The following is a 13,196-nucleotide window of genomic DNA, read 5'->3' on the forward strand; positions in this document are numbered from 1 at the left end:
TGTGAATTGTTCGGTAATTTGTCTTTTTATCGCAGTAACTGCGAAAGAATTCGCCTATGACGCCAGAATTCGCAAGAAAATTCAGAGCTGGCCCTCGTATCATTCACCCCAGTACCCCGTGAGAGCCTTGCAATGAACCCAATAAAAACGTGGTGGGATATCAGCCCGCCCTTGAGCACGGCGACCCCAACCTGGCCGGGCGATACGCCGTTCCAGGAAGAGCGTGTGTGGCAGTTCGGCCCGGAGTGCCCGGTGAATGTGGGGCGCGTGACCTTGTCGCCGCATACTGGCGCCCATGTGGATGCTCCGCTGCATTACAGTGCCGACGGTGCGCCGATTGGCGAAGTGTCGTTGGACGTGTACATGGGCCCGTGCCGGGTGCTGCATTGCCTGGGCAGCGGCGCGCTAGTGCAGCCACACCAGTTGCAAGGCCGTGTGGATAACGTGCCGGAGCGCGTGTTGCTGCGCACTTATCCACAAGCGCCGCTCACCGAATGGGATGCGAATTTCACCGCCATCGCCCCACAAACCATTGAACTGCTCGCCAGCCTGGGTGTGCGCCTGATCGGTATAGACACGCCGTCCCTGGACCCGCAACAGTCCAAGACCATGGACTCCCACAACGCTGTGGCCCGCCACGGCATGGCGATCCTCGAAGGCATCGTGCTCGATGAGGTACCGGAGGGCGACTATGAACTGATCGCACTGCCGCTGCGTTTTGCCAACCTCGATGCCAGCCCGGTCCGCGCAATCCTGCGCCCGCTCAAGGAGCCCACGCGATGAGCCAATGTCCCTTCTCTGCCGATTACCAGCCACCGGAAGAATGGCATAACGCCGAACTGAATTTTTCCGAGTCCATGAGCTATGGCGACTACCTGGACCTGGGCAAAGTACTCAGCGCCCAGCACCCGCTGTCGCCTGACCACAACGAGATGCTCTTCATCATCCAGCACCAGACTTCGGAGCTGTGGATGAAACTGATGCTCCACGAACTCAAGGCCGCCCGCGAACACGTGCGCCTGGGTGAGTTGCCGCCGGCGTTCAAGATGCTGGCGCGAGTCTCGCGGATCTTCGACCAACTGGTGCACGCCTGGGCGGTGCTGGCGACCATGACGCCGTCGGAGTACAAGGCAATTCGCCCGTTCCTGGGGCAGTCGTCGGGGTTCCAGTCGTTCCAGTACCGCGAGATCGAATTCATCCTCGGCAACAAGAGCCCGGCATTGCTGCGGCCCCATGCCCATCGGCCGCAATTGTTGCAGGAACTTCAGGTGGCGATTGCCACGCCGTCGCTATATGACGAGGCGATCAACCTGATGATCAAGGCGGGGCTGGCGATTGACCCCCAGCGCGCCGAGCGGGACCCGACGGCGGCCACAGTGCATGATGAGTCGGTGGAGGCGGCGTGGCGTGAGGTGTATCGCGACCCGAGCCGGTATTGGGATTTGTATCAGTTGGCCGAGAAGTTCATCGACCTGGAGGATTCGTTCCGCCAATGGCGCTTCCGGCATGTGACCACGGTGGAGCGGATCATCGGCTTCCAGCCGGGCACCGGTGGCACCGAGGGCGTGGGTTACCTGCGCAAGATGCTCGACACGGTATTGTTTCCCGAACTCTGGCGAGTACGCTCGACCCTCTAAACAAAAAGCCCCGGATCACCGGGGCTTTTCATTTGGAATGCAGTTAAAAATGTGGGAGGGGGATTGCTCCCGATGGCAGTGTGTCAGCCACTGGATGTGCTGGCTGACACACTGCCATCGGGAGCAAGCCCCCTCCCACATGGTTTATTGCGATACTGCAACCGTCGCGTTTTTCATCCGCAGCCGATAGGCCACATAGATAATCCCCACCCACACCGGCATCGCATACACCGACTCGCGAATCCCCGGGATTGCCAGCATCACGCTGATGATCATCAGCATGAACGCCAGGCACAGGTAATTGCTGAACGGGAACCAGAAGGTCTTGAACGACGGCGTCACGCCTTGCTCGCCCATGGCCTTGCGGAACTTGATATGGGTGATGCTGATCAGCGCCCAGTTGATCATCAGCGAAGCAACCACCAGCGCAAACAGCAACTCCAGGGCACTCTGCGGCGCGACATAGTTGACCACCACACACAGCATCGTCACCAAGGCCGAAATCGCCAACGCCCGCAGCGGCACGCCTTGCTTGTTGAGCTTCATCAGCGCCTTGGGCGCGTCACCTTGCTCGGCCAGGCCAAACAGCATGCGGCTGTTGCAGTACACGCCGCTGTTGTACACCGACAACGCCGCGGTCAGCACCACGAAGTTGAGGATGTGGGCGGCGGTGTCGTTGCCGATCAGCGAGAAGATCTGCACAAACGGGCTGCCGCTGTAGGCATCGCCTGACGCGCCGAGGGTTTGCAGCAACTGATCCCACGGGTACAGCGACAACAGCACGGTCAGCGCGCCGACGTAGAAAATCAGGATGCGGTACACCACCTGGTTGATCGCCTTGGGAATCACCTTGCGTGGCTCGCTGGCCTCGGCGGCGGTGATGCCGACCAGCTCCAGACCACCGAACGAGAACATGATGAAGGCCATGGACATCAGCAGCCCCATGCCGCCATTGGGGAAGAAACCGCCGTGGCTCCACAGGTTGCTGACCGAGGCTTGCGGGCCGCCAGTGCCGCTGAGCAACAGGTAGCAGCCGAGCACGATCATGCCGACAATCGCCACCACCTTGATGATCGCGAACCAGAACTCGGCTTCGCCGAAGAACTTCACGTTCAGGGTGTTGATCAGGTTCACCGCGACAAAGAACACCAGGGCGCTGACCCAGGTCGGAATCTCCGGCCACCAGAACTGGATGTACTTGCCCACGGCCGTCAGTTCGGCCATGCCCACCAGCACATACAGCACCCAGTAGTTCCAGCCCGCCAAAAAGCCCGCGTAGCCGCCCCAGTACTTGTGCGCGAAGTGGCTGAAGGAACCGGCTACCGGCTCTTCGACGATCATCTCGCCGAGCTGGCGCATGATCAGGAACGCGATAAAGCCTGCAATCGCATAGCCCAGGATCATCGACGGCCCCGCCGACTTGAGTACCCCGGCCGAGCCGAGGAACAAGCCTGTACCAATCGCCCCTCCCAAGGCGATCAGCTGAATGTGCCGGTTCTTCAGGCCACGCTTGAGGCCCACCGGGTTAACCATGTCATCCGCCATTAACATTCCCTTCTACTTGTTTTTCTCAAGGGTGAGTGCACGCCGCATCGGCCCCTCAGAAGTGCTGAGGGTCAGATATTACTCTGGGTGAACTTTTCGTAATACAGCTGAACGCCATCAAGTGCCTGATCCGCCAGCCATTGTTGGATGGATTCGACCATTGGCGGGGGGCCGCACAGGTACATATCCGCCGATCTATCCCGCAATTCGGCCAGGTCGAAATGCTCGGTAAGGTAACCGCGCTTGCCGGGCCAGTCATTGGAGGGTTCGCTGAGTACTTCGGTGTAGCGAAAGCCCGGGATTTTTCCCGCGTAGTCCTGGATACGCGCCGCTTCGCATAAATCCTCGGCCCCGCGCACGCCGTAGTACAGGTGCACCGGTTGCGCGCAGCCGTTGGCCGCCAGCTCATCGAGCATGCCCAGCAACGCCGACAAGCCTGTGCCGCCCGCCACCAGCACCAGCGGCTGGGTGACATGGCGCAGGTAGAACGCCCCCAATGGCGCCTCCAGCAGCATCTGGTCGCCCACCTGGCAGCGCTCGCGCAAATAGTTGCTCATCACCCCATCCGGCAGCAGGCGCACCAGGAATTGCAGTTGGTTGCCCGGCCGATTGGCGAAGGAGTAGGAGCGCCAACTGTCGGTGCCGGGCACCGCGAGGCGAGCGTATTGGCCTGGCAGGAAATCCAATGGCTGCTGCAGTTGCACCTGCAGGATCGCCGTACTGGTGGAGACCTGCTGCACGTCGCTCACCGTACCGCGTACCTGCACTGGCCCGGACGCATTGCACAGGCTTGAATCGAAGTCGAAGTAGAAGGTGGCGTCGGACTGCACCCGAGTCTGGCAACTGAGCATCTTGCGTTGTTGCAGCTCGAGGCTGGAGAGGGCTTCGTCGTCTACATAGTCTTGTGTGTAGTTTCCGGATTCGCAGCGGCCCTGGCAGGTGCCGCACACGCCTTCGCGGCAATCCAATGGGATCTTGATACCGTTACGCAGGGCCGCATCCAAGAGAATTTCATTGGCGCCCACCGGAAAAAACAGGGTTTTGCCATCGGCAAAACTGAAGGCCACTTTGTGATTCATTCACATGACTCCGTGGAAAGGTATAAACCCTTGTAGGAGCGAGCTTGCTCGCGAAGAACTTTAACGATGACGCCGGGCAACTTGGATGCACGCGGTGTATTTGAGTTTTTCGCGAGCAAGCTCGCTCCTACAGGGGAATGCGCCAACGTTACAGGTGATAGAAATCCAGCACCGAGTTGATGGTGTCGTTGAGCAGCAGGGCGTGCTTGCGCGTGATCAGCCAGCTGTCGCCCTCGGGCTTGAGGCGATAGGTTGCGTGCCCGTAGAACTGCTCGGACGTAGCCAGCCGATAAAACAGCGTGTGCCAGTTCAAGCGCACCTCCAAGGTGCCGTCACTTTGTTCGGCAATGCGCACGTTGTTGATCAGGTGCAAGGTGCGCGGCATCGGTGTGGCCGAGGCGGCCTTGCCGGTGCGCAGGCGGAACACGCGGTCTTCCAGGCCCGAACGGTTGGCGTAATAGATCAACGACATCTCGCGCTTGGGGTCCCGGGTATAGACGTGTTCCGAGTCCCACTGCGGCAGGTGGAATTCACTCTGTGGGTCGAACAACTGCACATAGGCATCCCAGTCCTGGGCGTCGCACAGTTCGGATTTGCGGTAGAAAAACTGCTCGATCTGGTACTGCAATTGCGCATTCATCACTTCACCTCCCGCAGTGTCAGCGCTTGCCGGTCCAGGCCCTTGAGCAGGAACTGTTGCCAGTTACGGTGCTGGTTGACGTACAAACCTTCGTGGGTGAACTCGGTGCCGGTCATGGCTGGTTGGATGCCAATGGCTTCGCTGTTGGGCGTAGGTCCGGTTTCCCAGCGGTGGCTGCCCCGTGAGATATCGCTCCAGCGCTCCAGGCGGCCCTGGAAACCGCGCTGGGCTTCGCGAAATTCCACCAGGTCGTCCGGCGTGCCCATGCCCGAGACGTTGAAGAAATCTTCGAATTGGCGAATGCGGTTTTCGCGATCCGCATCGGACTCATCCTTCACACCCAGGCACTGGCTGATGATCTCGGTCTTGTTCCAGGCCACCGGGCGGATGATGCGCAGCTGTGAGCTGATCTGGTCGAGGAAGAACAGGCTGGGGTAGATGTTCAGGTTGCGCAGGCGGTGCATCATCCACTCGGCCTTTTGCTGGCCGTGCTCTTGCACCAGGCGCGGCATGATGGTGGCGTAGCCGGAGCGCACGCTGGGGTTGGGCATGTCGCTGAACAACACGCTGTGGCCATTGTTGAAGGCGAACCAGCCGTCGTCGGTATTGGCGTCGCCGGCGCCGAGCTTGCTGTAGTCCAAGGTCGTGCTGGAGCCTGTGCCGTTCTCGGTATTGACCTGCTGGCGATGCTGCACCGTGGCCACGTAGTTGTAGTGCACGGTGCTGACGTGATAACCGTCCAGGCCGTTTTCGTTTTGCAGTTTCCAGTTGCCGTCATAGGTGTAGGCGGACTTGCCCGGCAGCACCTCCAGCTCCCCCGTGGCGGATTGCGCCACCATCATGTCGAAAAACACTTTGGCGTCGCCGAGGAAGTCTTCCAGGCTATCCGTGCCCTGCACGTCGAGGCTGATAAACACAAAGCCCTTGTAGCTGTCGATGCGGGCTTTTTTCAGGCCTCGGGTGGCTTTATCAAACCCCTCCGGATATTCCCCCGGTGCCTTGACCTTCACCAACCGGCCGTCGCTCTTGTAGCACCAGGCGTGGAACGGGCAGGTAAAGGTGGACTGGTTGCCCTTGCCCACCCGGGTGAGGGTGGTGCCGCGATGTTGACAGGCATTGATCAACGCGTTGAGCCGACCTTCGCCGTCGCGGGTGATGATCATTGGCTGGCGCCCGGCGCGCATCGTCACGAAGTCGTGATTGTTCGCCAGCTCGCTTTCGTGGCAGGCGTAGATCCAGTTCTTTTCGAAGATCAGTTCCATCTCCAGCTCGAACAACTCGGGCTCGGTGAACATGTCGCGGGCGATGCGAAACACCGCATCGGCCGGGCGAAAATCCAGGCAGCTTTCGATAAAGCTCTTCCACTGCTCGACGCTTCTTGCACCACTCATGGGAGGCACCTTTTGATCATGGCTAAACGGTTAGCCATTAAGAGCCTGTGAGGTGGTGGCGGGCTATCCGCTTAATGGGGGAAGCTGGGCCGCAAAGTTGGGCAGCAAGTACCCACGACGGTGCGCGCAAGTGACAGCATGCGCTACTGTGATTGCAGGTGAAGGTCACGAAAGCCTGGGCTTTATCCACATAGTCGACCTTTGCTATCCACCCGGTGGTGATGGTGCTGGCGTGGCTTGGAACTTGCTGTCGATGTTCAACGACGCGCCGCCAGAGCGCGCAAACGCCTAACCGCCGTGGGTGCAGCCCGATGAGTAGCCAGACACGCGATATTCATATCCAACGCTTCGACCTGGAGGGCGCCCGCAGCTGGATGTCCGGTATTTGCGGCCCCCATCGCCTCGCAACGGCGACGCCCGAACGCCTGCGTTTTCACCACAGTGCCAACGTGTTCAAGTCCCGCGCCACCACCCTGGGCGTGATCGAATACGGCACCGACGTGACCATCGACATCGAAGACGCCGAGCACTTCAGCAGCTACAGCCTGAGCCTGCCATTGGTGGGCGAGCAGGAACTGAGCAAGAACGGTGAACGCCTCAGTTCCAACCGCGACCAGGGCGTGATCATTTCACCCAATGAACACCAGGTGCTGGCGATTTCCGGTGACTGCCGCAAGTTGCAGGTGGTGATTACCCGCGCAGCCATGAGTGAATCGCTGGAAGGTTTGTTGCAACGGCCCATCGACGCGCCGCTGCGCTTTGAATCAGTGATGGACGCGGTGGAAGGTGCCCCGGCTGCGTGGTGGCGCATGGCGCGTTACTTCATCGCGGAGCTGGAATGCAGCAGCGAGCTTTACGAACAGGCGGCGTTTACCCGCGACCTGGAAAGCTCACTGATCAAGGGCCTGATCCTGGCCCAGCCGAATAACTACTCCGAAGAACTGCGTGATGTGCTGGGCGTAAAATTGCCGCATTACCTGATCCGTGCGCGCCAGTACATCCACGACAACGCCCGCGAAGCGGTGCACCTGGAAGACCTCGAAGTGGCAGCGGGCGTTTCGCGGTTCAAGCTGTTCGACGCGTTTCGCAAGTACTTCGCATTGTCGCCGATGGCTTACCTGAAGAAGCATCGGCTGGGGGCTGTACGTCAGGAGATTCTTGAGCAAGGTTCGGTGCGTACCATCTCGGAAATTGCGTTGGGTTGGGGGTTTACTCATTTGGGGCGGTTTTCGGCGGAGTACCGCAAGCTGTTTGATGAGTCTCCCAGCCAAACCCTGCAACGCAAGCGCTTGCGCAGCCTTTGAAAACGATGTCCCCGGTTTGTACCGGGGCTTGCCCCCTCCCACACTGGGTTTGTGGTGCATATGGAATATCAGATCAACTCTTCCACCAGTTGCAGGCAATGACTCAGCCCCGGCGACTGATCATTCACCCGTCGACTGAGAATGATCGGCGAGGTCGCAGTAGTCTCCACCACCGGTGTATAGCCAATATCCGCCCGATGCAGCACCTGCACCGACGCTGGCACCAATGTCACACCCATCCCGGCACCCACCAGGCCGATAGCGGTCTGCAACTCGTTGGTCCACTGTGCAACCTTCAGGCTCAAGCCATGGGCGTCAAACAGCGCGATCACATGGTCGGCATAACTGGGGCGCGGGTTGCCGGGGTAGAGCACAAAGGGTTCGGCGGCCAACTGGGCGAGGGTGGCGGGGGCGTCCAGCAAGGGGTGACCACTGGGCAGCACGGCTACCAGGCGATCCTCCACCAATACCCGCTGGACAATGGCCGGGTCGTCGATGCGAATCCGTCCGAAGCCCACATCGATGCGCCCGGCCTTGAGCGCGTCGACCTGCTGCAGGGTGGTCATTTCCGACAAGCCCAGCTCCAGCTCCAGGGCCTCATGGTTGCGCAGGCGCCGAATCAATTCCGGCAGCACGCCGTACAAGGTCGAGGGCGCAAAGCCGATGCCCAGCCAGGTCTTTTCGCCCAGGCCGATGCGCCGGGTGTTGTCGCAGACCTTGCCCAATTGTTCGAGCAACACATTGGCATGCTCATAAAAAAACCGCCCGGCCTCGGTCAGGCGCAAGGGGCGGCTACGCTCCAGCAGAATGACCCCCAGTTCATCCTCCAACTGTTGGATCTGCCGGCTCAAGGGCGGCTGGGCGATGTGCAGGCGTTCTGCGGCGCGGGTGAAGTTGAGGGTCTCGCCCAGCACCTGGAAATAGCGCAGGTGACGCAGTTCCATATCGGCTCCTTTCATACCTTGAAGGTATTGCTTGAGACCCATTCTATATTGGAACCCCGCAAAAATACGGCACAGAATCGGCCAAAACCTATAAAGAACCCAATGGGTATTGCCATGCTGACCTGCGCCATCGAGTCGATCGAAACCATCATCGTCGACCTCCCCACCATTCGCCCGCACAAGCTGGCGATGCACACCATGCAAAACCAAACCTTGGTGGTCATCCGCCTGCGTTGCGCCGACGGTATCGAAGGCATCGGCGAAGCCACCACCATCGGCGGCCTGAGCTACGGCAACGAGAGCCCCGACAGCATCAAAGTCAACATCGACCGCCACTTCACACCGCTGTTGATCGGCCAGGATGCGAACAATATCAACGCCGCCATGTTGCGCCTGGAACGCAGTATTCGCGGCAACACCTTCGCCAAGTCCGGCATCGAAAGCGCCTTGCTCGACGCCCTCGGCAAACGCCGGGGCCTGCCGGTCAGCGAACTGCTCGGCGGGCGTGTACGCGATGCGCTGCCGGTGGCCTGGACCCTGGCCAGCGGCAACACCGAACAAGACATCGGCGAGGCCGAGAAGATGCTCGACCTGCGCCGTCACCGCATTTTCAAGTTGAAGATCGGCGCCGGTGAAATCAGCCGTGACCTGACCCACGTGATCGCGATCAAGAAGGCCTTGGGCGAGCGTGCCAGTGTGCGTGTCGACGTCAATCAGGCATGGGATGAAGCCGTGGCCCTGCGGGCGTGCCAAGTGCTTGGCGACAACGGCATAGACTTGATCGAGCAACCGATCTCGCGCAATAACCGCGGCGGTATGGCCCGGCTCAACCTGTCGAGCCCGGTGCCGATCATGGCCGATGAGTCCATTGAGTGTGTCGAGGATGCCTTCAACCTGGCCCGCGAAGGTGCGGCCTCGGTGTTCGCCCTCAAGATCGCCAAGAACGGCGGGCCTCGTGCCGTGTTGCGCACGGCGGCGATTGCCGAAGCGGCCGGCATTGGCCTGTACGGCGGCACCATGCTCGAAGGTGGCATCGGCACCCTGGCCTCGGCCCATGCATTCCTCACCCTGAGCAAACTGGCGTGGGACACCGAGCTGTTCGGCCCGCTGTTGCTGACCGAAGACATTCTCACCGAGCAGCCGCTGTACCGCGATTTCCAGCTGCATATTTCCACTGCGCCGGGCCTGGGCCTGGCGCTCGATGAAGAGCGCCTGGCGTTCTTCCGTCGTGACAAACACTAAGAGGCGCTGCCATGTTGTTTCACGTAAAAATGACCGTAAACCTGCCCCTCGACATGCCCCCCGAGCGCGCCGACAGCCTCAAGGCCGAAGAGAAAGCCCTGGCCCAGCGCCTGCAGCAAGAGGGCAAATGGCGCCACCTGTGGCGCATCGCCGGGCACTACGCCAACTACAGCGTGTTCGATGTCGACAGCGTGCAGGACCTGCACGACCTGCTGATGCAACTGCCGCTGTTTCCCTACATGGCCATCGAAGTGAATGCGCTGTGCCGGCACCCGTCGTCGATCCATGCAGACGACCGCTAAGCGCCTTTTAAAAAGCTAATAATGACAAGATGAGGAATGCACCATGACCATCCGCCTGTCCCAGACTGCTCACGCCCAACGGTTTCTCGAAGAAGCCAGCGGTAACCTCAATGACGCCGGCAACCCGCGTGTCAAGGCGCTGATGTACCGGATCCTGCGCGACACCGTGAACATCATCGAAGACCTGGAAGTGACCCCGGAAGAATTCTGGAAGGCGGTCAACTACCTCAATGAACTGGGCAAAAACCAGGAAGCTGGCCTGCTCGCCGCAGGCCTGGGCCTGGAGCATTACCTCGACCTGCTGATGGACGCCGCCGATGAACAGGCCGGCAAGTCCGGCGGCACACCGCGCACCATCGAAGGCCCGTTGTACGTAGCCGGCGCGCCGTTGTCGAAGTACGAAGCGCGGTTGGATGATGGCCAGGATGACGCGGTGCCGTTGTTCATGCGTGGGCAAGTGCGCGATACCCATGGCAAGCCACTGGCGGGGGCGATTGTCGATGTATGGCAGGCCAATACGGGCGGTACCTATTCATGGTTCGATCCGACTCAGTCGGCATTCAACCTGCGCCGACGCATCGAAACCGACGCCCAGGGCAACTACCGTTTTCGCAGCATCGTGCCCTCCGGCTATGGCTGCCCGCCCACCGGGCCGACGCAGCAATTGCTCGACCAACTGGGGCGCCATGGACAACGCCCTGCGCATATCCACTTCTTCATCTCGGCGCCCGGGCACCGGCACCTGACCACCCAGATCAACCTGTCGGATGATCCTTACCTGCATGATGACTTTGCCTATGCCACGCGCGATGAACTGATTGCCGAGATTCGCTTCAGTGACGATCCGCAGCTGGCACGGGAGTTTGGTGTGCAAGGGCGGTTTGCGCAGATTGATTTTGATTTTGAGTTGCAGGTGGCTGATGCACCGGTTGAGCAAAAACGCATGCAACGCGTACGCGCCCTGGAAGACTGATCAACGCGGTCAAAAATGTGGGAGGGGCGGTGCGACGATTCGACTTGCTCCCAATAGCAGAGTGTCAGTCACCTATTTACTCACTGACCCACCGCCATCGGGAGCAAGCCCCCTCCCACATTTGATTTGTGGTGTTGGTGCTATTTGCGCACGACCAGATCCAACACCTCATCCCGGTCCTTGATCTTCTGCAGCACAATCTCCGACCTGATATCCATCACCCCCGCCGTGCGGTTCAGGTGGTTCACGATAAAGTCCGAAAAATGCTTGAGATTGCGCGCCTGCACCCGCAGCACATAGTTGCTGGCGCCGGTGATCACATAGGCGCTTGCCACCTCCGGCCAGCCTTGCACCTTCTTGATAAAGGTCTCATGCCAGTCCTCTACATCCTGGCGCAACGACAGGTGCACGATGGCTTCCAGCTCGATCCCCAACTGCTCGGCATTCAATACCGCACGGTAACCGCTGATGATGCCCTCGCTTTCCAACAGGCGCAGACGGCGCAGGCAGGCAGAGGGCGAAAGTGCGACTTTTTCCGCCAGTTCCTGGTTGCTGATACGGCCATCCTGTTGCAGGAAATGCAGGAGGCGCAGGTCGGTGGCGTCGAGAATCATGCTTTGAATAAATCCGCGTATTTAGAGGTTAAATTCGAATTTCCTACAGCTTAATTAGCCTGTTACCCACCACTTTGCACGAAAATTCTCTAAAGCTTCGTTCATTATTTGCTGCATCCTCACTTATAAAAACCAGGACAGCCCATGACCACTCGAAGCCATTGCCAAGCCCTCGACGCCCAGGACCCATTGGCGCCACTGCGCGCCCAGTTCGCCTTGCCCGAGGGGGTGATCTACCTCGACGGTAACTCCCTCGGCGCACGCCCGGTGGCGGCATTGGCGCGGGCGCAACAGGTGATTGCCGAGGAGTGGGGCAATGGTTTGATCCGCAGCTGGAACAGCGCCGGTTGGGCGGATTTGTCCCTGCGCCTGGGTAATCGCCTGGCGCCATTGATCGGTGCGCGGGACGGTGAAGTGGTGATCACCGATACCACCTCGATCAACCTGTTCAAGGTGCTCAGTGCGGCGTTGAGTGTGCAGCGCCAACGTGCGCCTGGGCGCAAGGTGATCGTCAGTGAGGCGAGCAACTTTCCCACCGATCTGTATATCGCGCAGGGCTTGGCGCAATTGCTGCAACAGGGGTATTCCCTGCGGTTGGTCAACAGCCCCGACGAGCTGCCGCAGGCAATCGATCAGGACGTGGCGGTGGTGATGCTTACCCACGTCAACTACAAAACCGGCTACATGTACGACATGCAGGCGCTTACAGCCTTGAGCCACGAGTGCGGCGCGCTGAGCATCTGGGACCTGGCGCATTCGGCGGGCGCGGTGCCGGTCGACCTGCATCGGGCCGGCGCTGATTATGCGATCGGCTGCACCTACAAATACCTCAACGGCGGCCCGGGCTCCCAGGCGTTCGTGTGGGTCAACCCGGTGTTGGTGGACGTGGTGCGCCAGCCGTTGTCGGGCTGGTTCGGGCACACCCGCCAGTTCGCCATGGAATCCACCTACGCACCCAGCACCGGCATTGCGCGCTATCTGTGCGGCACCCAGCCGATCACCTCGTTAGCCATGGTGGAGTGCGGCCTGGAGATTTTTGCCCAGACCGATATGGCCAGCCTGCGCACTAAATCCCTCGCATTGACCGACCTGTTTATCACGTTGGTCGAAAGTCGCTGCGCCGCCCATGGCGTGACGCTGATCACCCCGCGTGAACACGCCCGGCGTGGTAGCCACGTCAGCTTCGAACACCCCGAAGGTTATGCAGTGATCCAGGCCCTGATCGCCCGCGGTGTGATCGGCGACTACCGCGAACCACGGATCATGCGCTTTGGTTTCACGCCGCTGTACACCCGCTTTACCGAGGTGTGGGACGCCGTGGAAATCCTCGGTGAAATCCTCGACAACCGCACCTGGGATCAGCCGCAATTCAAAGTCCGAAACAGCGTTACCTGACAACAGCGTAACCCATTGTAGGAGCGAGCTTGCTCGCGAAGATCGTCAACGATAACGCGCGAATTCTGAATGCACGCGGCGTTCTCAGGTTTTTCGCGAGCAAGCTCGCTCCTACAGAAAACCAGCGCTT

The 13,196-nt window shown here is 60.1% G+C and carries 13 protein-coding genes; 7 read left to right on the plus strand and 6 right to left on the minus strand.

Going from position 1 to position 13,196, the window contains the following annotated elements; genetic code table 11:
- Positions 1-132: 132 nt before the first annotated feature.
- The gene (gene kynB, locus ASD70_RS06175) at positions 133-783 is read left to right on the plus strand and encodes an arylformamidase (protein WP_046069514.1); all 651 of its coding nucleotides are present in this window, start codon (positions 133-135) and stop codon (positions 781-783) included.
- A complete protein-coding gene (kynA, locus tag ASD70_RS06180) occupies positions 780-1,637 on the plus strand; it encodes a tryptophan 2,3-dioxygenase (RefSeq protein ID WP_046069513.1) in 858 nt (285 codons plus the stop codon). The genes kynB and kynA overlap by 4 nt, the downstream gene beginning before the upstream one ends.
- A gap of 144 nt (positions 1,638-1,781) precedes the next feature.
- Here kynA and ASD70_RS06185 read toward each other — a convergent pair whose 3' ends face one another.
- The 4 genes from ASD70_RS06185 to antA form a co-directional block, all read right to left on the minus strand.
- Positions 1,782-3,182: an amino acid permease gene (locus tag ASD70_RS06185; protein ID WP_056845951.1), complete on the minus strand. Its 1,401-nt coding sequence runs from the start codon at positions 3,180-3,182 to the stop codon at positions 1,782-1,784.
- Positions 3,183-3,253: 71 nt separating this feature from the next.
- On the minus strand, positions 3,254-4,261 hold the full coding sequence (antC, locus tag ASD70_RS06190) for an anthranilate 1,2-dioxygenase electron transfer component AntC (RefSeq protein WP_056845952.1): 1,008 nt from the start codon (positions 4,259-4,261) through the stop codon (positions 3,254-3,256).
- Between the two features lie 148 nt (positions 4,262-4,409).
- The gene (gene antB / locus ASD70_RS06195) at positions 4,410-4,901 is read right to left on the minus strand and encodes an anthranilate 1,2-dioxygenase small subunit (protein ID WP_056845953.1); all 492 of its coding nucleotides are present in this window, start codon (positions 4,899-4,901) and stop codon (positions 4,410-4,412) included.
- Positions 4,901-6,292 (minus strand): anthranilate 1,2-dioxygenase large subunit, encoded by a 1,392-nt coding sequence (gene antA, locus ASD70_RS06200; protein ID WP_056845954.1) that lies wholly within the window; start codon positions 6,290-6,292, stop codon positions 4,901-4,903. Before antA ends, antB begins: the two co-directional genes overlap by 1 nt.
- Before the next feature lie 311 nt (positions 6,293-6,603).
- Here antA and ASD70_RS06205 point away from each other — a divergent pair, with 311 nt between their 5' ends.
- Entirely contained in the window at positions 6,604-7,596 is a 993-nt protein-coding gene (locus ASD70_RS06205; RefSeq protein ID WP_056845955.1) for an AraC family transcriptional regulator, read from the plus strand.
- Positions 7,597-7,664: 68 nt separating this feature from the next.
- Here the strand turns inward: ASD70_RS06205 and ASD70_RS06210 are convergent, their stop codons facing one another.
- Entirely contained in the window at positions 7,665-8,540 is an 876-nt protein-coding gene (locus tag ASD70_RS06210) for a LysR family transcriptional regulator (RefSeq protein ID WP_046069507.1), read from the minus strand.
- Between the two features lie 114 nt (positions 8,541-8,654).
- On the opposite strand from ASD70_RS06210, the gene ASD70_RS06215 reads away from it, so the two are divergent.
- The 3 genes from ASD70_RS06215 to catA are packed head-to-tail and all read left to right on the plus strand — an operon-like array spanning position 8,655 to position 11,057.
- Positions 8,655-9,782 (plus strand): muconate cycloisomerase family protein, encoded by a 1,128-nt coding sequence (locus tag ASD70_RS06215; protein WP_056845992.1) that lies wholly within the window; start codon positions 8,655-8,657, stop codon positions 9,780-9,782.
- An 11-nt stretch (positions 9,783-9,793) separates the two neighbouring features.
- On the plus strand, positions 9,794-10,084 hold the full coding sequence (gene catC / locus ASD70_RS06220) for a muconolactone Delta-isomerase (RefSeq protein WP_056845956.1): 291 nt from the start codon (positions 9,794-9,796) through the stop codon (positions 10,082-10,084).
- A gap of 43 nt (positions 10,085-10,127) precedes the next feature.
- Entirely contained in the window at positions 10,128-11,057 is a 930-nt protein-coding gene (gene catA / locus ASD70_RS06225) for a catechol 1,2-dioxygenase (protein ID WP_046069506.1), read from the plus strand.
- 140 nt (positions 11,058-11,197) lie between these two features.
- On the opposite strand, the gene ASD70_RS06230 is transcribed toward catA, so the two are convergent.
- Positions 11,198-11,671, minus strand: coding sequence for an Lrp/AsnC family transcriptional regulator (locus ASD70_RS06230; protein ID WP_003176072.1), 474 nt, complete (start codon positions 11,669-11,671; stop codon positions 11,198-11,200).
- 144 nt (positions 11,672-11,815) lie between these two features.
- On the opposite strand from ASD70_RS06230, the gene kynU reads away from it, so the two are divergent.
- Positions 11,816-13,066 (plus strand): kynureninase, encoded by a 1,251-nt coding sequence (gene kynU, locus ASD70_RS06235; RefSeq protein WP_046069505.1) that lies wholly within the window; start codon positions 11,816-11,818, stop codon positions 13,064-13,066.
- The last annotated feature ends 130 nt before the right edge of the window (positions 13,067-13,196 follow it).

The sequence above is a fragment of the Pseudomonas sp. Root569 genome (genome assembly GCF_001427465.1).
In the GTDB taxonomy this organism is placed as follows: Bacteria; Pseudomonadota; Gammaproteobacteria; order Pseudomonadales; family Pseudomonadaceae; genus Aquipseudomonas; species Aquipseudomonas synxantha.